General features: G+C 52.8%; 16 protein-coding genes. 11 read left to right on the forward strand and 5 right to left on the reverse strand.

Annotated features, from left to right (window positions below):
* Nucleotides 1-7: 7 nt before the first annotated feature.
* From AC53GJ_RS14630 to AC53GJ_RS14655, 6 genes are all read left to right on the forward strand, one after another.
* Entirely contained in the window at nt 8-784 is a 777-nt protein-coding gene (locus AC53GJ_RS14630; protein WP_496728727.1) for a hypothetical protein, read from the forward strand.
* The gene (locus AC53GJ_RS14635; RefSeq protein ID WP_496728729.1) at nt 781-1,116 is read left to right on the forward strand and encodes a hypothetical protein; all 336 of its coding nucleotides are present in this window, start codon (nt 781-783) and stop codon (nt 1,114-1,116) included. The genes AC53GJ_RS14630 and AC53GJ_RS14635 overlap by 4 nt, the downstream gene beginning before the upstream one ends.
* 3 nt (nt 1,117-1,119) lie before the next feature.
* Nucleotides 1,120-1,605: a DUF1833 family protein gene (locus tag AC53GJ_RS14640; protein ID WP_496728731.1), complete on the forward strand. Its 486-nt coding sequence runs from the start codon at nt 1,120-1,122 to the stop codon at nt 1,603-1,605.
* Nucleotides 1,598-1,999, forward strand: coding sequence for an NlpC/P60 family protein (locus AC53GJ_RS14645; RefSeq protein ID WP_496728733.1), 402 nt, complete (start codon nt 1,598-1,600; stop codon nt 1,997-1,999). The genes AC53GJ_RS14640 and AC53GJ_RS14645 overlap by 8 nt, the downstream gene beginning before the upstream one ends.
* The gene (locus AC53GJ_RS14650) at nt 1,977-4,634 is read left to right on the forward strand and encodes a host specificity factor TipJ family phage tail protein (protein ID WP_496728735.1); all 2,658 of its coding nucleotides are present in this window, start codon (nt 1,977-1,979) and stop codon (nt 4,632-4,634) included. The genes AC53GJ_RS14645 and AC53GJ_RS14650 overlap by 23 nt, the downstream gene beginning before the upstream one ends.
* A gap of 330 nt (nt 4,635-4,964) precedes the next feature.
* Nucleotides 4,965-9,287 (forward strand): hypothetical protein, encoded by a 4,323-nt coding sequence (locus tag AC53GJ_RS14655; protein WP_496728737.1) that lies wholly within the window; start codon nt 4,965-4,967, stop codon nt 9,285-9,287.
* Between the two features lie 238 nt (nt 9,288-9,525).
* Here the strand turns inward: AC53GJ_RS14655 and tpx are convergent, their stop codons facing one another.
* The 3 genes from tpx to AC53GJ_RS14670 form a co-directional block, all read right to left on the reverse strand.
* Nucleotides 9,526-10,023, reverse strand: coding sequence for a thiol peroxidase (gene tpx / locus AC53GJ_RS14660; protein WP_496728739.1), 498 nt, complete (start codon nt 10,021-10,023; stop codon nt 9,526-9,528).
* A 152-nt stretch (nt 10,024-10,175) separates the two neighbouring features.
* Entirely contained in the window at nt 10,176-10,796 is a 621-nt protein-coding gene (locus tag AC53GJ_RS14665; protein WP_496728741.1) for a LysE family translocator, read from the reverse strand.
* A complete protein-coding gene (locus AC53GJ_RS14670; RefSeq protein ID WP_496728743.1) occupies nt 10,789-11,655 on the reverse strand; it encodes a sterol desaturase family protein in 867 nt (288 codons plus the stop codon). The genes AC53GJ_RS14665 and AC53GJ_RS14670 overlap by 8 nt, the downstream gene beginning before the upstream one ends.
* A gap of 365 nt (nt 11,656-12,020) precedes the next feature.
* Here AC53GJ_RS14670 and AC53GJ_RS14675 point away from each other — a divergent pair, with 365 nt between their 5' ends.
* Nucleotides 12,021-13,277 carry a DUF3422 family protein gene (locus AC53GJ_RS14675; protein WP_496728745.1) on the forward strand — a complete coding sequence of 419 codons (1,257 nt, stop codon included), beginning with the start codon at nt 12,021-12,023 and terminating at the stop codon, nt 13,275-13,277.
* Between the two features lie 64 nt (nt 13,278-13,341).
* Here the strand turns inward: AC53GJ_RS14675 and AC53GJ_RS14680 are convergent, their stop codons facing one another.
* The gene (locus tag AC53GJ_RS14680; RefSeq protein WP_496728747.1) at nt 13,342-15,588 is read right to left on the reverse strand and encodes a CHASE domain-containing protein; all 2,247 of its coding nucleotides are present in this window, start codon (nt 15,586-15,588) and stop codon (nt 13,342-13,344) included.
* A 23-nt stretch (nt 15,589-15,611) separates the two neighbouring features.
* Nucleotides 15,612-16,265 carry a uracil phosphoribosyltransferase gene (gene upp, locus AC53GJ_RS14685; RefSeq protein ID WP_496728749.1) on the reverse strand — a complete coding sequence of 218 codons (654 nt, stop codon included), beginning with the start codon at nt 16,263-16,265 and terminating at the stop codon, nt 15,612-15,614.
* Nucleotides 16,266-16,412: 147 nt separating this feature from the next.
* Between upp and AC53GJ_RS14690 the strand changes: the two genes are divergently transcribed.
* From AC53GJ_RS14690 to AC53GJ_RS14705, 4 genes are all read left to right on the forward strand, one after another.
* On the forward strand, nt 16,413-17,225 hold the full coding sequence (locus AC53GJ_RS14690) for a M90 family metallopeptidase (RefSeq protein WP_496728751.1): 813 nt from the start codon (nt 16,413-16,415) through the stop codon (nt 17,223-17,225).
* 91 nt (nt 17,226-17,316) lie between these two features.
* Entirely contained in the window at nt 17,317-17,799 is a 483-nt protein-coding gene (locus tag AC53GJ_RS14695) for a hypothetical protein (protein WP_496728753.1), read from the forward strand.
* Between the two features lie 102 nt (nt 17,800-17,901).
* Nucleotides 17,902-18,384, forward strand: coding sequence for an FKBP-type peptidyl-prolyl cis-trans isomerase (locus AC53GJ_RS14700; protein ID WP_496728754.1), 483 nt, complete (start codon nt 17,902-17,904; stop codon nt 18,382-18,384).
* 194 nt (nt 18,385-18,578) lie between these two features.
* Nucleotides 18,579-21,632: a transglycosylase domain-containing protein gene (locus tag AC53GJ_RS14705; RefSeq protein WP_496728757.1), complete on the forward strand. Its 3,054-nt coding sequence runs from the start codon at nt 18,579-18,581 to the stop codon at nt 21,630-21,632.
* Nucleotides 21,633-21,790: the final 158 nt, after the last annotated feature.

The following is a 21,790-nucleotide window of genomic DNA, read 5'->3' on the forward strand; positions in this document are numbered from 1 at the left end:
GTGCCCCATGGCCACCACATCAGAACAACTCGCGCAGGCGGTTTCGTCCATTAATGCGCTACAACAAACATATGCTCAAGAAGTCGGTAAATGGCAAACCGAGCGCTCAGCCCTGACCACATTGCTGGCCAATGCAATTGCGGCTGTACCCGGCATGAAAAAAACATTTTATGTCGACTCCGTTAATGGCAACAACGCCAATGAAGGCTCAGCCACAAAACCCTTAGCGACATTGGATAAAGCGCTGGAATTTGCCAGCGCCATGTACGCTGGCAGTGTCGATATTCTGCTTAAAGCTGGCGTTTATGACGTCACCGTGAAGCGGACTTACTCCAACATTAACCTGGTGATTGCAGGCACTTCTCTGGCGAACGTCGATAACATCGTTGTGAACTGGCAATCCAATGCACATGACTTATTTAATGGCCTGCTGTCTATGTACTATTTGACCATCAATCGAGTGAAGGTGGCCGCTGCACAACACCAACAAGCGGTTTTCAAGCTGACGAACGCAGGCGCTGCTTTTGGCTTGCCTATTGGCGGCGCGGTCAGTTCAACCTATCGCGCGTTTCACTTTATTTCTCAGGAATGTCCACTGGCGAGTGCTGAACGTGTTGGCGGCTTTGTGTCATGCGAGTTTATGTATGCCGAAAATACCGGCGCAACCTCAACGGTCCTCGTCAATCAGCGCCTGATGACCCTGTTATATAAAACCGTTAACAGCATCCTCAGCAACTTCACGACCCCTGCCACTGAAATTAAACATGCGAGCGTATCCTTATGATGTTTTCAATGATGCACAACGCTCTGAACTACCAGGGCATCGACTTAGAAACCCTACTGACCCTCGTTGGCGAAGCAGAAGCCGCAAACATGGTGCGCCAGGAGCTGGTTAAACAAGTCAAAGCAGCCAGCGCTGCAGAACTCGCCAAATACGACTGGATGTATATCCGCGAGTACCGCATGGCCAATACCAACACACCCTCGCCGGTGCCAGCTCATATCGTCGCGCACTATGATGTAGTGCGCAACTGGGTTGACCAGCAGGAGCAAACCATTGCCACACTCACCGCGCAGGCTGGCGTGGATTATGTGTTTCATGTGCCGACGCTTTAAGCTATGAGCCAATTGCTTGAAGTGGTGTACGCCAGCGCGCCGGTGGATGAAATCATCCACCACACCATTGAACTGATTAGCAGTAAAGGCACCAGGCGACTGGTGCAAGGCTATGAAGACCTGGTGGCGACGTTAGAAACCGGAAGCCAAGTGACTTTTGCGCGCTCGTTCTTTGCGGTGAGTTTGCCGCAAAAGTCCATTAAAGGCGCGCAGGAGCTGCAGTTTCAGATTGATAACGTCTCAGGCGATGCCATGGCCTTTATTGAAGCGGCGATGGAAGCTGGCAGCCGGGTGACGGTCATTTATCGGGCCTATTTGGGCAGCAACTTATCTGCGCCTTCTGAAACCCCGATGCGTTTAACCGTTACGGCAAGCTCGGTTGATGTAAAAAGCGCGTCACTGCGGGCAACCTTTCATGATTTGGTCAATGCCCCCTGGCCAAAGCGCCGCTATACCGCTGCTTTTGCGCCGGGGCTGATTTATGGCTAATAGCATAGAGCGTTATCTGCAGGTGCCCTATGTCGACTTTGGGCGGGACTTAACCGGCTGGGATTGCTGGGGTCTGGTGCGGCATGTGCTGCACCATGACTTTGGCCAGCCGCTCTTTGCCGCCTTTGGCACCATCCATCCGCATGATGTAAACAATTTAAACATCGCCTTTAAACAGAGTTTAAACCAGTTTAAACCCACGCAAGCCGAGCCTGGCGCGGTGGCGTGCCTCTTTAAATTTGGCGTGCTGGTGCATGTCGGGGTTTGTATCGACAGCACCGATATTTTACACACCACCCAAAACAGCGGTACGGCGCTTATTAGCCATCGCCAGTTTAAACGCCTTGGCCTTAACACAGAGTTTTATCGATATGATCCGCATTTTCAGCAATAAATTCAGCACCGCACCGGATGAAGTACATCCATTGCCCCATGCCATCAGTTTGAAAGATTGGCTGCAACTAAACGTCAAAAATTATGATGACCGGACAGCACCTTTTAGCTGCACCGTCAATGGCGAATATTGGCCTGAAGCGCGCTTTAATGAGCTGCTGCCGCTCGATGGCACTATTGATTTAATGCTGGAACCCAAAGATGCAGCAACGGCCGTCATTGCCATTATGGCGGTGGTCGGTGGTGCTGTGGCCGCCAAAGCTATGGCCAAGAAAATGCCGGATACTTATAACAGGACGACTCCGGCCGGTTCATCCATTTATGATGTGAACCTGCAGGGCAACCGCGCCCGCTTAAACGGCATTATTCCCGAAATTGCAGGCACCCATGGCGTATTCCCGGACTATTTAAACCAGCCACACCGCTTTTATAAAAACGGCGTGCCTTGTGTTGATTTGCTGTTTTCGATTGGCGTTGGCCAATATCAGCTTGGCGCTGATGATATTAAAATCGCGCAAACACCGATTAGCCGGTATTTGGATAACATCAGCTATGCGCTGTTTGAGCCGGGTGCCAATATCAGCAGCCATCCGGCGTATCAGAACTGGTTCCAAAGCGCGGAAGTGAGTGAATCCGGCTTTGAACTCACTACACCATCAGGCTTGATGGATGGCAATGCCAACACCTATATCGTCACCAACCAAAACAGCTTCACGGTCAGCAAAACCGGCCAGTATGGCCCGGCGGTTGAACTGCTGTTTAAACTGGATGACTATCTCTATATCAATGGCCGCACCAATAACCTGACTACTTTTGAAGGGATTGTGGCGGTGAGCGGCAACATCATTTCAGCGCCAGGTATTGGCCGCCATCAGGTTGCTGGTCAACTCATAGGCTTAATGGCCAAGGACATCAATGGCGGTTATCTGGTGGATACAGTGAGCGCCAATGAAATAACTTTAACCGGCATGGCCGGTGAAGCAGTAAGCTTACCTGCAGCGGTCTCACAATATATCCGCATCGCCAAAACCCGCACCACCGGCATTCTCGGCTTATATAAGGTAACAAACGTCAATAGCAATAAAACAGAGTTCACAGTCACGAAGGTCGACCAGCCCGGCTGGACCGTTTTTCCGACGGATTACCGCTTTTACTACAACACGTATATAGAACCCATCACGGATTTAAAGAACTGGCAGCTTGGCCCCTATCTGATTTGCCCGCAGAATGAAACCACCGACAAAATTGAAGTCGACTTTTTTATCCCAGGCATGGGCCGGATTAATGATGATGGCACCATCAGCACCATTGATGTGTATGTGAACATCATGTACCGGGTACTTGGCACCATCGACTGGACCATTCAGACCGTGAAGTTCAGTCGCCGCTCAATGGATGAATACGGCCAAACTGTGATTATCAGCGTGGCCAAAGCGACCTATGAAGTGGCCATTATCCGCACCACAGCGGCTTTTGATGATATCCAGGTCAAAGATAAAGTGGTGTGTAAGCGCGTGAAAAGCCGCTTAAATACAGTGACGCGCTACAGCGGTATCACCACCATGGCTATGAGTATCATCGGCAATAACGCACTGGCCGACAGCGCTGAAAGCCGCATTCTGTGCAAGCCAACCCGCATTTTACCAAGACTCAGTAACAACAGCTGGATTGAGCCTGGCCCCACCAATGCCATTGCGGACTTTTTTGGTTATGCGGTCAAAGACGCAGGCCATAGCGACAGCACGTTATCCCTGCCCGACCTGCAAACCTTTAAAAACAAATGCACCGCGCAAAACCAAAGCTTTAATGCCGTCTTTGATAACGACAGCACGCTGCTGGATGTGCTGCAGCGCATCCTGTATACCGGCTACGCTGAACCAGTGCTGGAATTTGGCCAGCTCTACCCGGTACGCGAAGACCCACAGACCATCCACCGGCAATTTTTTAGCCCGGACAATATGCTGACCGACAGTTTAAAAATTGAGTTTAGTAACTTTAAACCCGACGAACCCGATGGCGTTGAAGTGGAATACATGGACCCTGAGACATGGAAAACCGCCACCATCAAATGCCTGCTACCAGGCGATGCCGGGATTAAGCCCGAGAAAATCCGCGCCTTTGGGGTGACCAACAAAACCCAAGCCTGGCGCATTGGTATGCGGGTGCGCGCCCGAATGAAGTACGTGCGCAAGTTTATCAACTTCTCCACCGAGCTGGACGCCCATAACGCCCAGTTCGCAAGCCTGATTGCCGTTGCTGATAACATCCGCAACCAATCCGGCCGCGTCACCGCAGTGACCGCTGGCAATAGACTTAAACTCAACCAGCCGCTCACCTGGACAGCCAACGCTCAGCACGTCATTGCAATCCGCCGCCCCAACGGCAGCCTGTTCGGGCCGGTCAATTGCAACAAAGGCAGCAGCGATGATGAAGTGATTTTAGAGCGCAATTTGGACTTTAGCGCCACCACCAACGGCCGGATGGAGCCGCCCTTTTACATCTTCGGCACCACCGACCGCTGGGCGCACAGCATGGTCGTGAAAAACGTCACGCCAAGCGGCCCCGACAAGCTCAAAGTCGATTCAGAGGCTTACGACGAAAGGATATTTGCAAACGACTTAAACTCACCGACATAAAATGTTTAAGCCGGTTTAAACGCAATTTAAACCGGCTTAAAGTATTGCTAGATCCAGAATAACAAGCGGCATCAGGATTGATGATAAAATAAGCAGCAAAGCGTGTATGAATACCAATTCCGCAAAATCCAAAAACAAACGATAATTAATCCAAAATCAAACGTCGCGCGACACCGGGTTCGACATTTGCAGTGGTTTCGGTTGCAGTCAATACCGGAATCAGTACACTCAGTTTTAACCATGTTGCTGATTCAGCAGCGGCTCAGTTGACAGGCATAATATCAGTCGCGCTGACTGCTCCTACCGACCACTATTGCAAAAGGATTTTTCATGACCAACCGGCAGCCCTTCGACTGGCTTTGTTGTCAGGCATTATTAACCAAAGCGCAGCCACTGCTGCTGATGTTGCTGTTATGCTGTGCCATGCTGCCATGGCAACAGGTGGCGGCAGAGCAACAAAGCCTCAGCTCACTGCCTGCCGCGCTCCAGCCTTGGTTACCCTGGGTGCAACAGCGCCATCCGACGGCAAACTGCCCCTGGCATCAGGAAGGTGAAGCGCGGCAATGTACCTGGCCGGTTCGCACAGCGATAGAAGTCAGTGCCAACGGCGGACAGTTTCAGCTTGAAGTGCTGATGTTCAGTGCCGGCTGGCTGGCGTTACCCGGTGATATCCGCCACTGGCCGCAGCAAGTTCAGATTGAAGCACTGCCACTTGATGATCATTTTGCCCGCATCAGCCAGCCCCAAACTCAGTCAGTGCCCGCCCTGATCCGCGACCAGCAAGGACAGCCACAACTACAACTGCCGGCAGGACGCTGGCAAATCAACGGACTTTGGCAATGGCCACAGCTGCCAGCCGAACTGAAGTTGCCGCCACAATATGGCGTGCTGAGCCTTAAACATCAGGACAGCAAACTGCAGCCTGCGATGCTCGACGTCAGGCAACAGCGCTTGCAGCTGGCAGAGCGCAATGACAGTCCAGCGACAGACGACAGCTTACAGATTCAGGTACAACAACTATTTACCGATGATATTCCGGGCCAGCTCACCACTTTGTTGCAACTTGACGTCGGTGGCCAGGCACGACAACTGGTATTGCCCGCGGTGCTGCCCGCCGGATTTAGCGCAGTTGAACTGGACAGTGATATCCCGGCGTTATTTGGCGCTGATGGCAGTCTGACGTTGCAATTGCAAGCGGGTCAGGCGCAAGTCAGACTGCAAAGCCAGACGTTGACGGCCCAATCGAGTATTGAAATCCCGCAACGCGCAGCGCCCTGGCCAATGTCTGAGATTTGGGCTTTTGCCGCCCGGCCACAATTCAGAACCGTGCAACTGTCCGGTGGCAGCAGTCTGGATCCGGCACAAACCTCTGTACCGGCAGACTGGCAACAATATCCGTTGTTGTTATTACAGCCGGGCGAAAAGCTCAGCCTGACCGAACAACAACGCGCCGGCACCAGCCGGCCAGTCAGCATGGCACTGCAGAAAAAACTCTGGCTGAACTTTAATGGCGGGCAACTGACCATCCGGGATCAGATTGATGCCAAAACCGGCCAGCACAGCCGGCTCGACGCCAGTGCCGGTTATCTGCCAGGCCGGATTGAAATCGACGGTAAAGCGCAATTGATTACCCAACTGACTGAGCAGCAAAGTGGCGTCGAAATCCGCCAGTCATCCTTTTTCTTGCAAGCGCTGACCACTTTGCCTCTGCAGTGGCATGGTCTGGGCGTCACCCTCCCCGTCAGTGGCTGGCAACAGGAGTTTGCCAACATCAGTTGGCAACTGGTATTACCGCCTGGCTGGAGTTTGTTAACGGCCAGCCGGGTCGATCAACTCGAGGGTAGCTGGCTACAACGCTGGGATCTGTGGGATATCTTTTTTGTCATGCTCGTCAGTGCTGGCTGTGCCAAACTGCTGCAATGGCAGGTCGGCTTACTGGCTTTTGTTTGCCTAGTGTTAAGCTACCACAGACCGGATGCACCACAATGGCTGTGGTTGAGTTTGTTAGTTCTGCTGGCATTACAACGCATCGCCAGTGGCAAATGGGCGGCATGGCTGCAGAAAGTGCAACTGCTAAACGCCGTGTTACTGCTACTGGTGCTGGGTAATTTTGCTGTGTCGCAACTGCGCCAGGCCATCTATCCGCAGTTGGAACAACCCTGGCAACTGCTACAGGCCGACCAGGTGGCAGCAGAGCCAGCGCCAGCCGCGATGATGACAGGCGCCGCTGCCCCTACCGCAGTCAGCAGTGATGCCAGCATGGCCGAAGCTGCAGCCACTGCCGAAGCGGCCTATCAGGCAGCCAGCCGGCAACAAAAAACGTCCAGCGCGGATAAAGCGGCACAAGCACAGTACAGGGCACAACAACAGCTGGCCCTGTTATCGGCCAGTCTGGCGGATCCACAGGCCAAAATTCAGACCGGCCCGGCTCAACCAGAGTGGTCCTGGCGGACAGTGACGCTGGATTGGCACAGCCCGGTGCGCGTCGGCAGTGAAACCACCTTATACCTGGTCCCGGCCTGGCTGAATCGACTGGGTAACCTAGTCTGCCTGCTGTTGCTGGGTTGGCTGAGCTGGCTGTTACTGCATGCTGCCTTTGTCAAATCCTGGCAACAATTTCAACAAAGCCGGCCGCAGCAGCCCCCCCAGCAATCAGCCCAGCAGCCAGCCAACCCATCCGGTCATGCTGGCACTGTCAGTGCTATCGCGCTGGTGTTATGCGGCTTGCTGTTACCGGCACCTGCTCCGGCTTATAGTTCTGAATTTCCGCCAGCTGAATTACTGACGGAGCTGGAACAACGCTTACTGAGCAAACCAGAATGTCTGCCCAATTGTAGTAGTATTGAACAATTGCAACTGACGCTAGCCGACAATCAGGCCCAGATCAGGCTGCAATTGCATAGTCAGTTGCCACACAGCTGGCCACTGCCGGTGCCACTGGCACAACTCACTCAGGTCAGTATTGACCAGCAGGCCGCCGCTTTGTGGTGGCAGGATGAACAAACGGTGTTATTACTGCCCAAAGGCCGGTTCTGGCTGCAACTGACGCTGAATTTAACCAATCAGCAGCAATTGACCATCCAACTGCCACAGCCATGGCATCAACTCAGTCAGCAATTAACTGGCTGGCAAGCCGAAACTATAGCGCCCGGCAACGATGAAAGTCAGTTACTGCAACAGCGCCGTAGCCTGACGTTCAACCGGCTCGAGACCAGCACGGCATCGACCCAAAGCAAAAACCTGCCAGCATCCAGTCTGGCGGGCAGCGCTGTGTTATTCCGCACCCTGGAGCTTGGTTTGCAATGGCGACTGCATAGCAGGTTCGAACGTCAGGGCAAATTGGATAAACATCTGACGTTGACTCTTCCGCTGCTGCCAGGTGAACAACCTCTGAGCGCGTTGCCACAACAGCAAGGCGTGCTGCAATTGCAACTGGACGCCGGTCAAGCCGAACTGAACTGGAGTTCAGCACTGCCAAAAACCAGCAAGCTGCAGTTAACCGCCGCCACGCAGCAACCTTATGTGGAGATCTGGCAAATTGCCCATAGCAGCAAATATCATTTGGAAAGTAGCGGGGTTCCGGCAATTGAACAGCAAAGCGGACACTTCCCGCTGCAATTCCAGCCCTGGCCCGGCGAGCAACTGTCCCTGGAGATCAGTGAACCGGCGACAGTGCCGGCAGACAATCTGACCATCCGCTCGGTGTCTTTAAAACAACAGCAATACCAAGGGTTTGCCAGCACCACTGTCAATCTGAGTATTGACTCGGGCCAGGCTCAACCTTTTAGTCTGCAATTACCGCCAGGCGCCAGCCTGAAGCATTTACAACTCGATGACAGCCAGTTGGCCCTGCAAAGTGCTGATCAGGCCGGCAAGGTGTCACTGGCGCTGAAAGCAGGTTTGCAACAGCTGCAACTTAGTTTTGAACAGCAGCAGCAATCAGAATTATGGCGGCAAACACCGGCGCTGACACTACCGACCAGTGCGGGCAACCTTTATTTGCAGCTGCAATTACCCGCCGATCGCTGGTTATTGGCTGTGGGTGGCCCGGCCATCGGACCGGCTATTTTGTTTTGGGGCATGTTATTGCTGTTGCTGGGCTTAGCGCTGGTGTTACCCCAAGTGATCCGGACGCCGCTGCAAAAACGGCACTGGTGCCTGCTATTTGCCGGCTTAAGTACCTTGAGTTTCTGGCTGCCATTGTTACTCAGCCTGTGGCTGGCAGCGCTGAGCTGGCGTGGCCGGCAACCGTTAATGGCGGATTATCGCCTGGCAAGACTTAGCCAACTGCTGCTGATCCTGGTCAGCCTGGTGGCGCTGGTCAGCCTGCTATTAGCCATTCCTTATGCCCTGCTGTCATCACCACAGATCTATCTGACCGGCAATGGTTCCAGCGCCGAAGCGCTGTACTGGTATCAGGATCAGAGTCCGACCTTATTAAGCCAGGCCTGGGCTTTGACGCTGCCACTGTGGTGTTATCAACTGGCAATGCTGTTATGGTCGTTATGGCTGGCTGCTGCACTGATGCAATGGCTGCCCTGGGCCTGGCATCAGCTCAGTTTCGCTGGTTTTTGGCCAGGCCCGCTGAGCGGCACTGTGACTGTAACCAGCACACCAACCAGCACTGAAAGCAATGCCAGCAACAAAACCTAAAGGTGTGCAGCCTTGCTTGTTCCCGACCGCAAGGCTGTACCGTCCGTCCCTGGACATGCAGCCTTGCTTGTTCCCGACCACAAGGCTGTACCGTCCGTCCCTGGACATGCAGCCTTGCTTGTTCCCGACCACAAGGCTGTACCGTCCGTCCCTGGACATAAAAAAACCGCAGCGCTGGGATTGCGGCTGCGGTTTTTTATGTCAGCGTCGGTCAAGCAGACCAGCGCTGTGTTGCGATTTAGCTTAACACTGCAACAGCAGCTTCATAGCCTGGTTCATCAGCGGTTTCGGCCACTTGCTCGGTATAAATGACTTTACCTTGTTCATCAATCACCACCACGGCGCGTGACAATAAAGCAGTCAGCGGGCCATTGGCAAAAGCAACACCATAATCCTGACCAAAAGTAGCACGGAAGCTACTGCCATTCAGGACTTGCTCTAAACCTTCAGCCCCACAGAACCGGCCTTGGGCAAAAGGTAAATCCGCGGAAACGTTCAGTACCACGGTATTGTGCAGGCTGCTCAGCACCTGATTAAATTTACGCACAGAAGTGGCGCAGGTCGGCGTATCCACGCTTGGGAAAATATTCAGCACCAGCCTTTTACCAGCAAAATCTGCCAGTTTGACATCAGCCAGCCCGGCACCTGTCAGGGTAAAAGCCGGAGCCTGACTGCCCACTGCCGGTAATTCACCCACAGTTTGAAACGGATTGCCTTTTAAAGTTACAGTTGCCATCGAAAGTGCTCCTTTATCAATATCATCAAGACCAATCCACAACACCAAAGGGCCTGCAGACCAGTCATAAGAAAACCGGGACCAAGAGTACCGCAGCTACCAGCAAAGCAACAGCGCCGCGCTAAAAATATTATCCCAAGCCAAGCCGCATCTTAGGACAAGATCAGCCAGATGCCTACCCCAAGCATCAGGCTGCCAGCCAGCCGGTTCAACAGTCTGACATGCTGCGGCTGGGCTAATATCAACCGCAGCGCTTTCCCACTGCTGGCGTATAACAGCAGACAGGCAAATTCCAGCAGCAGGATAATACTGAGCAAAACCAACAGCTGTGGCCAGAATGGCAATTGGTTATCAATAAAAGGTGGCAACAGCGCCATATGAAAAGCCCAGCCTTTTGGATTTGACACTGCGGTGATAAAACCTTGCCAGCACAACTGACGTCTGGAACTTTGCCGGTTTTCACCTTCTGCCGGGATCGCCAGTTTGCCGATTGATTGCCACATCTGCCAGCCGACATAACACAAATACAAACCACCCAGCCATTTAAACAACAGCAACAGCGCAGGCATACTGAGTAAAATAGCGGCGACGCCGAGGACTGCGGCAGTGGCCACCAGGGCCACCCCAAACAGTTCCCCCCACATCATCCATAAGGTTCGCCGCACACCCACACTGATACCCAGTGTCATCGATAAAGTCATACATAAACCGGGCGTGATCGAAACAAAGAAAAAGGTCGGAATAAAGACCGATAATAACGTCAGGTTAATCATGTGTTCCCCGTTGCTGCTTGCCGCGTAGCGTCGACAAAGACGCTGCCGGCGCGCCGAATAATTGTTGTAGCCGCTGGTACCACCCTTGGCTTTGCCGCCAATCGTTCAGCATATTGCGCCACTCATAAAATGTAATAGTCACAGGATTGACCGATTCAAACGCATCGGTGATGCCATAACGACAAGGTTCTGCCGGATGTTCCGGCTCAAAAGTGCCAAAGATTCGATCCCACACCACCAGCACTCCGGCATAGTTTTTATCGATATACACCGGATTACAGGCATGATGCACCCGATGCCAGGCAGGCGTATTGAACAGATAACCCAAAAAGCCCCAGTGTTTGCCATATTGGGTATGGACAAAAAACTGGAAGGCCAGATTAATCGCCACCACTGCCAGCACCAATTGGACATCAAAGCCAAGCAGGATCAGAGGCGTCCAGAACAACCACATGCCCGATAACGGATAAGTCAAGCTCTGGCGAAAGGCGGTGCTGAAATTCATCAGCCTGGAGCTGTGATGCGCCACATGGGAAGCCCACAGCCAGCGGATCTGGTGCGAAGCCCGGTGGAACCAATAATACAAAAAATCCTGCAGCAAAAATAACAACAGCAGATTGCTGCCATTAAACGGCAACTGATACCAGCTATACTGGCTCAGCCAGTAAAAAAACGGCATTAATAACAGCAATGCCAGCGCGTCGCCAGCCTGATGCATCAACGCCAGTCCAACATTGGCCACACTGTCGCGCCATTGGTACAGGGTTCGGCCCTGTTTAAGGCTGAACCACCATTCCAGCGCAATACAACATAAAAATACCGGACTCAGTCCGATTAAAATCAATTCAACCGGGATCATTCACACCTCAGCAATGCACCGACTGCAGCCATGCTGCTGACAATATCAGACAAAATGCATTTTGGCAGCGACCCCAATGGCAAAAGTCTGCCCGCTCAGATTGCACTAAAAAGGTGAACCTTCGCCTTGATTACAGGCAAAGTGCAGTCAGCAGACTAAAATACAATTTAAAAAACAATTATATCAATAACTTAAATTCAGATGTTATTGGTACAGCAGTTGCTGTCTACCGCTAGCTGCTGCAGAAGCTGCTGGCAACCACTTGGCAGCCGTTGTCCTCGAATTGCCATCTGCTGGCGTTACAGTGTTCGCCAACCGGAGTCTGACGGCAGCAACAATCCAACTACAGTTGAAGGAGCACGCGCATGGCTGAACTATGGCAACGCAATCACCCACAACGGGATCTGCTGGAAAAAGAACTGCAACAACGTTTTTTCCCGGCGTTACAGGCCCCCTGCCGCATCTGTCATTTTATGCTGACGCTGGCACCGAGCTCGCGCCAGGCTGAATTTTTATTGATGCAACAAAGAGCCGCCGCGCTTGGTGTGTTATTAGCAGAAGGGGATACCGATCTGAATCTGCAGTTTGATACTTTTATGCTGCGCTGGGAAAGGCACAGTGAGTTTTCAACCTTTAGTTTTATTTACCCTGGGGCCTGTACTGAATTCCTGCCGCCAGAGCAGTATTTACCAGCCGCTGACTGGTTTGATTTATTGCCAGGTCAGCTATTTCGGGTCGTGCAGTTATTGATAGTACAAGGCGAGCCAGCCGCTGCACATGCACCCGAACTCAATCGCACCTTCACCACTGAACATTGTATTTCCAGTTGGGTGGCCGGTCAGCAAGCCAGGATCTGGACCGACTTTCGCAAACATCCGGAAGGGGGTGGCCGCATTTTGTTATCAGATGCCGGGTTATCCGCCAGCGCGCTGGCGCGGCTGGTGCAACAATTATTTGACCTGGGCAATTACCGCAAACTAAGTTTGCTTGGCTTCCCGCTCAGCCGGCAGGCGGTACAACAATTACATCAGTTGGAACAACAGCTGTCCGATATTACTCACCGCATTGAACAAAAACAGGGCTCGGATGAGCATCTGCTGCATGAAATCAGTCAAATGGCAGCCCAGACTGAACATTTAATTGCCAATAACAGCGCCCGCCTCGAAGCCAGTGCAGCCTATTATCAGTTGACACTGGACCGGCTCAAAGCCTTGCGGGAAAGCCCGGTGCCGGGACTGATGTCATTGCAGGACTTTTCCGAACGGCGCCTCACTCCGGCTTTTCGGACAGCCCAATCGGTGCTGCAACGCCAGGCCAGTTTATCCAGCCGGCTCGGTCGCTCCACAGAACTATTGCGCACCCGCATCAATCTGCAACTGGAACGACAGAATTCCGCCTTGCTAGCCTCGATGGATCAGCGCGCCAGACAACAGTTGCAGTTGCAAAGCGCGGTAGAGCGGTTGTCGACTGTCGCCATCTGTTATTACGCCGTCCAGTTGCTGGATAAATGCTGGAAATCTTTGCTGCCGATATGGCCTGAGTTGCCACTGACTCAGTTGCAAGCATTGAGCTTACCGCTGGTGATCCTATTGCTGGCATTCTGGTGGTATAAGTTGCGCTAACTGGCGACTTTACGTAAGCATACTGCATGGCTGGCTTCCATACTGCGGGTAACCCCCTGCCCGCTCAGGATTGGAACCTGAGTTGCATGGTCGCCTGCAGTCGCTCGTTGTCGCCGCTTGACTCTTTATCACTGCCGCTTGGTTCTTTGCCACTTGGCGCTTTGCCAGTGAGCTGCGACGGGCTGCAGGTCAGACTAAAGCTGGCGTCCATCCGATCCGCCAGGAACATGCAACTCCAGAGCTGCCAGCATAGATCCTCTGCCGCCGCTTCGGGCTGCAGCACGCCCTGCAACAAAGGCCGCCACTCGTCCGCATGCTGCGGCCATTGCGCCAGCTTGGCCGACCACTTGGCATCGATGTCAAATTGCAGCTCCAGCCATGTTGCCTGCGGCAGTACTTGCCGTTGTAGCCACAACGGTGAGCCTGCTGCACGCCAGTCTAATGCTGCGCTTAGCATCAGGCTCAGACATTGCCGCAGTGCCAGCGGACAGACATTCAGTTGCCAGTCGCCTAACGAGGCAGCCAGCCGTAACGGATCATCCCTGAGTTGCCACTGAGCAAGCAGCAGCGGCCATAACGACAGCAATTGCTGGCTCAGATCCAGACCGGGCCAGCCGTCGCCAGCAAGCGGCCAGGCTGATGACTGTAATGCACTCTGCTGCCATTGGCTAAAGTACAGAATTAACTGCTGCAGATGTTGCCATTGCGCCTGACGGCAAACCACACCAGCGTCAGTTGGTACAGCTGCCTGTGCCGGAGCCAGTAACCGGTGCGCCAGCAACAGATTAAAACGACTCAAGGTAGCGATCTGACGCAGGCTGGCCTGTTGTTGCCTGATCCCACTTTCATCAGTGATAGTGCCATATAAAGTCACGGCATCACCAGCATTGTCACGCCGCAGATACAGCCGGAATAAGCCCAGCAGCAACTGGCCCTGACGGTTGCTGAACTGATAATGCTGGCCAAACTCATCCAGCGCTGCGGCCAGTAACAGTTGTAGATCCTGTTGAAATAACCGGCCATCTTCGGCTGGCATGGCGTCTATCAGCAGTTGCTGCTGAGCAATGGCCATTGGTCGCTGGTACCCGAGCAGGCGCCAGCAGGTATCGGAATAAAAGGCATCGCCACTGGTTAAATCAAATTCAAACCAGGCCAGTTGACTGGTTTTCAGCACCAGTGCTTGCCGTTGTTCATTGGCAAGCAACTGTTGATGTTGCTGTTGTAATTGCTGGGTCAATTGCCGTTGCAACAACACCGCCTGATAGCGGCGTAAATTAATCAGGCTCAGGCTGATAAATAGCAACAAGGCTAACGCCAGCGCGGCCAGCAATGCCCAGACATCTGGCTGAGGTAATTGCTGCTTGAAGTAAGCTGGTGGTGCCTTCAGCTCAAGCAAAAACGGCTGACCGTAGAGCTCCAGTTCCAGTTGCTGCTGTAACAGGCCAGGTTGCGCAAAAGCGGCGGACTGAAATAATATGCCCCGGCCCTGTCTTTTTTGCTGATCAGACCAGCGAAACTCCAGTTTTTGCTGCGCCGCGCTGCTGTCTAACGAGCCGAGTAAATCCCCCACTCGAAATGCCACATAGACCAGATGTTGCAGTGCCGCTAGTTTTTGTTCAGCCGATTTCAGTGGCAGTCCACTGCGGTAGACAGGTTGCATTAAAATTAGGCCGGCTTCGGCATTGCCGCTATGATCCTGCACCAGCGCCACGGCCGGTGTTAACGCAGGCTGCGCCAGGCTGGCAGCCCTTAAGCTGGTTTGGCGGCGCATCGGATCACTCAATAGATCATAACCAAGCACCGGCTGATTCAGTGCAGTAAAAGGCTGGATATGGCTGACCACGGCATAACTGGGGCGTTGACCGGCTGGATAGATGGCAAATTCCCGCAATCCCTGCGCCTGCATCCAGCGCTGAAAAGCAGTCACCTCTGCCGCTGGCAACAACCTGACAATGCCAAACGCCTGGATGCCAGGATGATGTTTTTCCAGCGCCAATGCTTCGGTAAATTGTTGCCAGTCCTGTTGTTGCACCTCAGTAGAAGCGCTGACAAAAGCAGCACCACTGTTCACCAGTTGCTCCACCTCGAGCAACCTTTGCCGCAGATCCTGCGCCAGCACAGTGGCATGCTGATGAAAAAGCTGTTGCTGCTGGCGCAGCACTTCAGCCCGGTACGGCAACCAATAGGCCAGGATCAGTACCAGCAGCACCACAAAAACAGTCAACGGCAACAAATTATGCCGGCTGCAACATAAAGCCCAGCCTTGCAGGAGCCTGTTGCTCTGCCCGGTTGCTGGCACCTCAACAGCCATGCGTTGTCCTTAACCTGACCAGGTCAGACTTTAGCACCAAAACACAGATCACCGGCATCTCCAAGGCCAGGCACGATATAGGCCTGACTGTTTAGTTGCTGATCCAGGGCACCCAGCCAAAATGACGCTGGAAAATCCAGCTGTTGCTGTAGCAGCGCCACACCTTCAGGGGCAGCGATAGCTGCAGCAATATGCAAGCTACGCGGTGCCCCCTGCGATTTTAATCCATGCCACACCTTCAGTAGCGAAGCGCCGGTTGCCAGCATCGGATCTATCAGGATCAAATCACGACCGGCAATGGCTGGCGCTGCGCTATAACCTAAAAAGATATCCATTTCGGCACCAGTGCCACCTTCCTGCCGGTAAGCGCCAACAAAACCACTATCGGCCTGGTCAAACATCTCGAGAAAGCCCTGATAAAACGGCAATGCAGCCCGCATCACGCAGACCAGCACAGGTTGTTGCGCTAAATCAGCCACTGTGGCGGTGCCAAGGGCTGTTGTCAGCGGATAATGCTGATAGGGTAATTGTTTTGATACTTCATAAGCCAGCAAAGTGCCTAAGCGCTGTAAATTTTGCCGAAAACGCCAGCGATCCTGCTGTATCTGAGGGTCACGCAGTTGCGTCAGAATAGATTGGGCAATGGAAAGATGTTGTTGTAATTGAAAAATTTGCATAACTGTTCCTGTTCTTTCGTCTGCAACAGTGTATACAAGGTTCGGCAAAATTGCCCGTTTCAACCTCTGGTCATTGCTTGAAAAAAGCAACACCGCCTCCATGTCATTGAGCAGTATTATGGTTAAGGGTTGCCGATGGATCTGAGTATGGGGCTAATTTTTGTGCTGACCGCACTGGTGCTGACGGCAATTTGCTGGCCCTGGTATCGTCAGCAGCAACGGCAGCGGTTGATTGCTCAAACCGCATTTCCAGCCGATTGGCGTAAGATTTTACGGCAGCAGTTACCGCTGTACCGCACTTTACCGGCCGATTTACAGCTGCGGTTGAAAAAACTGGTGCAGTTATTTCTGGCGGAAAAACAGTTTGTTGGCTGTGAAGGGCTGGAAATCAGCGATGAAATCCGCATTAATATTGCCGCGCAGGCTTGTTTGTTGTTACTGAACCGGCCTGGTCCGTTATTTCCGGCCCTGCGGACTATTTTGGTGTATCCGGCCGCTTATCGGGTGCAACAAGCGCAGACTGATCAGGCCGGGGTGGTCAGCAATCATTTGCAGATCAGACTGGGTGAATCCTGGCAACAAGGCAAAGTGATTTTATCCTGGCCGGACAGTCAGCATGGTGCCGCCTTACCGCATGATGGCCACAATGTGGTATTACACGAATTTGCGCATCAGCTCGATCAGGAAAATGGCACAGCCAACGGCGCGCCATGGCTGCCAACCGAGCAAGCCTACCGCGACTGGAGCCAGGTACTGAGCCAGGAGTTCGCTTTACTGCAACAACAACTGGCGCAAGGGCAACAATCGTTGTTTGACCCCTATGCGGCCACCAATCCGGCCGAGTTTTTTGCGGTGATCACAGAAGTGTTTTTTGAACAGCCACAGTTGTTTTTACAGCAACATCCGGCCTTGTATCAGCAATTACGCAATTATTACCGACTGGATCCCAGCTCGTGGTAACCGTATCGTTGTTGATTCAGCCATAATTCAGCCGCAGCGGCACATGCTAAGCATCAAAGGTCCTCAATCCTGAGGCACAACTGGAGATAGCATGATGCGTGGCATAAATGCCTGGTTTAACGCCTGTACCCAATCCGCCCTTTGGTTAGTCGCTACATTAGGTCTGGCCGGCAGCGCTGTCGCCCATGCTGCGGATGTCAATATCAGCCTGCATGGACAAGTGGTGCCGGGTCTGTACGGCCATGTTCGGGTGGGCGAGCCTGAGCGCACTGTGATTTACCACGAGCCGGTGCGGGTCTATCATCAACCGGTTTACCATCACCCAACCACTGAAGTGCGTTATTACCCTGCCCCTGTTTATGTGCAGCCCATCATTATTCACGCCCCGAAACAACACCGCCGTCACTGGAAAAAACATTGCCATGCTTATCATGCTTGCGGCCGTCAGGTGCAGTTTGTTGACGTCTATGAGACCCCACGTTATCGCAGCCAGAGCCGGGAAAGTTATGGCTACGGCCAGTCACGTGCTGAAGTGCGGGAAGAACGCCGCCACTATCATCAAGGCCATCATTAACTGCCAGCAGCGAGCGACTGCATGACAGCCATTGGCAGAAAATAGTCGCACTTTAGCGTTGATAACAGGATAATAGCGACTTTAGTCAACCAGGAACTGAAGATGAAGATTGAACAAAACAGCGTGGTGCAACTGCACTATCAACTGAGTGATGAAACAGGTCTGATTGAAGACTCGGCCAAAGGCGAACCGCTGTTATATTTGCATGGTCACCAGAATATGCTGCCAGCCATTGAAGTGGCGCTGCTTGGCAAAGAAGCCGGTGATGACGTTGAACTGACACTGGCACCTGTAGATGCATACGGTGAACGCCGCTCAGATGCGATTCAAAGCATTCAGGTCAAACATTTACGCGGCGCCAAAAAATGGCAGCCAGGGATGATGGCTGTGGTGGATACCGAGCAAGGCCCACGCCAGGTGACCATCGTTAAAGTCGGTATGTTTAAAGCTGAAGTGGATACCAATCATCCACTGGCTGGCAAAACCCTGACCTTTAAATTTAAAGTACTGGCTATTCGCGCTGCCAGTGATGAAGAAATTGCCCATGGTCATGCCCATGGTATTGGCGGCCATCACCACCACTGAGTGCTGTTGCGACCAGTTATCGCGGTGACAGTCTGAGCTCAGGCGGTCACTGCGATGGCAGACCCAGGTCAATGAATACAGACCTTCAGCAAAATACAGCTGCAAAGCAGGCCCGAACAAGGTAAAATTGTCGTCTTCTGCTGTCGCCGCTTGAAATGGAAACTACGTTGCCTACGCCTTCACCTCTGGATAATATGCAATTCGATAACTACCGCGAACCCACAGCTGCTGTGGTCAGCACGGCCGCACCTGCCACCCCTCGTCGTACCCTGGTGCCATGGTTACTGGTGTTACTGTTGCTGTCTTTAGTGGTGCTGGCTGGCTATGAATTGCATACCTCCTATTACAGCGCGCCGAAAATCAGTCAGTATGCCTCGACTTTAACCTACCAGCTACAGCAAGGTCCGGCCAAACAAGTGGTGTATCCACAAGCAGGCCCGTTTGACGAGCGCCATGGCTACAGCAGGTTGCCAGAACTGCTGAAACGGCTGCAGGAGCGTAATTTTATTATCACAGCCCAGGCTGAATTTTCTCCGGCATTACAACACTATGCCAGCCAGGGCTTTTTTCCGCCTTATCGCGAAAAAGTGCAATCCGGACTATTTTTAGCCGATTGTCGCAACCAAACCTTGTTTGATTTTAATTATCCGCAGCGGGTTTACCGCGACCCGCGCGACATTCCAACCATGGTGGCGCATAGCCTGCTTTTTATCGAAAACCGTAATCTGCTGCAAATGCCGGCGATGGCGAACCCGGTGATGGACTGGCCACGTTTTGTGATGGCGGCGCTGAGTCAGGCTGGCAAAATCGTTGGCATGGGTGGACAGTCAGCCGGTGGCAGTACCCTGGCCACCCAGATTGAAAAATTCCGCCATTCGCCAATGGGATTAACCCAAAGCTTTCGCGATAAAGCCATCCAGATTATTTCCGGCACTATCCGCGTGTACCAACAGGGCGTAAATACCCTGGGGATGCGCACCCGCATTGTGCAGGATTATCTGAACACTGTGCCTTTGTCTTCAGCACCTGGTCATGGTGAAGTGCATGGCATTGGCGATGCACTCTGGGCCTGGTTTGGTTCTGATTTTGACCGGGCCAATCAGTTGTTACGCCAGCCCGCAACGGCAGAGACTGCGACAGAACGGGCGCAGTATTTCCGCCAGGTGGTGGCCCTGATGATTGCCCAGCGCCGCCCTTCTTATTATTTGCTGCAAGGTCACGATGATCTGGAGCAACTGATCAACAGCCATATTCGCTTACTGGCCCGCGCCAAAATTATTGATGCACCGCTGCGGGATTTAGCACTGGCACAGACACTGACTTTCCGTACCGCCAAAGCCAATAAATCCAGAGCAGAACAAGATGCCCGCAAAGGTGTCAACGCGGCACGGCTGCGGCTGGGCAATTTGCTGAATCAACCTATGTACGATTTAGACCGGCTTGATCTGACTGCCCGCAGTACCATTCATGGTGATGTGCAACAAAAAGTCAGCGCCTATCTGCGTAGTCTGGCCAAACCAGAAATTGCTGGCCAATACGGCTTATTGGGAGAGCGTTTGTTAAAAGCCAGCGGCACCGCCGAAGTGCTGTATAGCTTTACGCTGTTTGAAAAAACGCCGGACGGCAACAGAGTCAGGGTGCAAACCGACAGTACCGATCAGCCGTTTGACCTGAACGAGCACAGTAAACTGGAGCTGGGTTCGACCGCTAAATTACGGGTATTAGCTACTTATCTGGAAATTATCGCTGAGCTGCATCAGAGCTTTGTCGATGAATTACCGGTCAATCTGCTGAATCTGGAAATTGCGCCGCAGGATCATATCACCCGCTGGGCTGCCAACTATATGGCCAATACCACCGATCGCAGCCTGACCTCCATGCTGGATGCAGCGCTGAACCGCACCTATTCGGCGTCCCCAGCCGAGCGGTTTTTCACTGGTGGCGGCTCGGCCGTCTTTAACAACTTCGATAAAAAAGAAGACAGCAAAATACCAACAGTGGCGGAATCGCTGCAACAATCGCACAACTTGCCTTTTGTCCGGCTGATGCGGGATATTGTCAGTTATTCCAGCAGTTATCAGACACTGGGCAGCAGTTCCTTATTATTACGCAATGACAAAGATCCAAAACGGGATGAATACCTGCGTAAGTTTATTGATAAAGAAGGCACCGAGTTTTTACGCAAATTCTGGCGTAAATATCAGCAAAAACCGACCGAAGAGCGACTGGAAGTCTTTTTTGATGGCCTGAAACAAACACCTGATCGGCTGGCCGCCTCCCATCGTTATTTATTGCCAGGCTCTGATCTGACGGTATTCAGCGCCTTTTTAACCAGTAAATTACCGGATGAACAGCTGACGGCGAATAAACTCAATGAACTGTACAACAAATATGGTCCGGGTAAATTCAGCCTGCCGGATCAGGGCTATATCGCCAAGGTGCACCCGCTGGAATTATGGCTACTGAGTTATTTAAATAAAAATCCGGAAGCCAAATTTGCCGATGTGGTGGCTGCCAGCAGCGAGCAGCGCCAGCAGGTGTACCGCTGGTTATTTAAAACCAGTAACCGCAGCGCCCGCGACAGTCGGATCCGCATTATGCTGGAAGTTGAGGCTTTCCTCGATATCCATCAGCGTTGGGTTAAACTGGGTTATGCCTTTGACCACCTGGTCCCATCATTAGGTACAGCCCTTGGCAGTTCAGGCGACCGGCCGGCAGCGCTGGCTGAACTGATGGGCATCATCCAGAATGACGGCATCAAATTACCGACTATCCGCATTGATAGTCTGCATTTTGCCGCCCGTACGCCTTATGAAACCCGACTGCAATACAATGCCAACGCCGGCGAACGGGTGATGCGCCCTGAAGTGGCACGGGCGCTGAAAAAAGCGCTGGGTCAGGTGGCTGAGCTCGGCACAGCGCGGCGGCTGAATGGCAGTTTTGTCAAAGCAGATGGCAGTGCACTGAAGATCGGTGGTAAAACTGGTACCGGTGATAACCGCATCGCCACCCAGGTGGTGCGCGGTAAAGTGATGGCCTCGACTGTCAACAACAGAACCGCAACCTTTGTGTTTTACCTCGGCGATAACTACTTTGGCACTTTAACCGCCTTTGTGCCTGGCAAAGGCGCCGATGACTTTAGCTTTACTTCAGCACTGCCACTGCAGGTCCTGAAAGGGATGGCACCGCTGTTAAAGCCTTACGTGGTGAAAACGGCCCCTATGTGTCAGGTGCCAGCTAAAGGCTGAACACAGGGAAGCATCATCCGTACGTCGGACTCAGCCAGGCATAAAACGCTGGGCGGTCCGACGAGTGGCGCACTTCGTGGTGAACCTGAACTAAAAAACACCATTTAAATCAGCAACTTGATTGGCATCACCTGACAGGTGCCACCACAAAGTGAATC

It is taken from the genome of Rheinheimera sp. B2H12, from assembly GCF_059620065.1.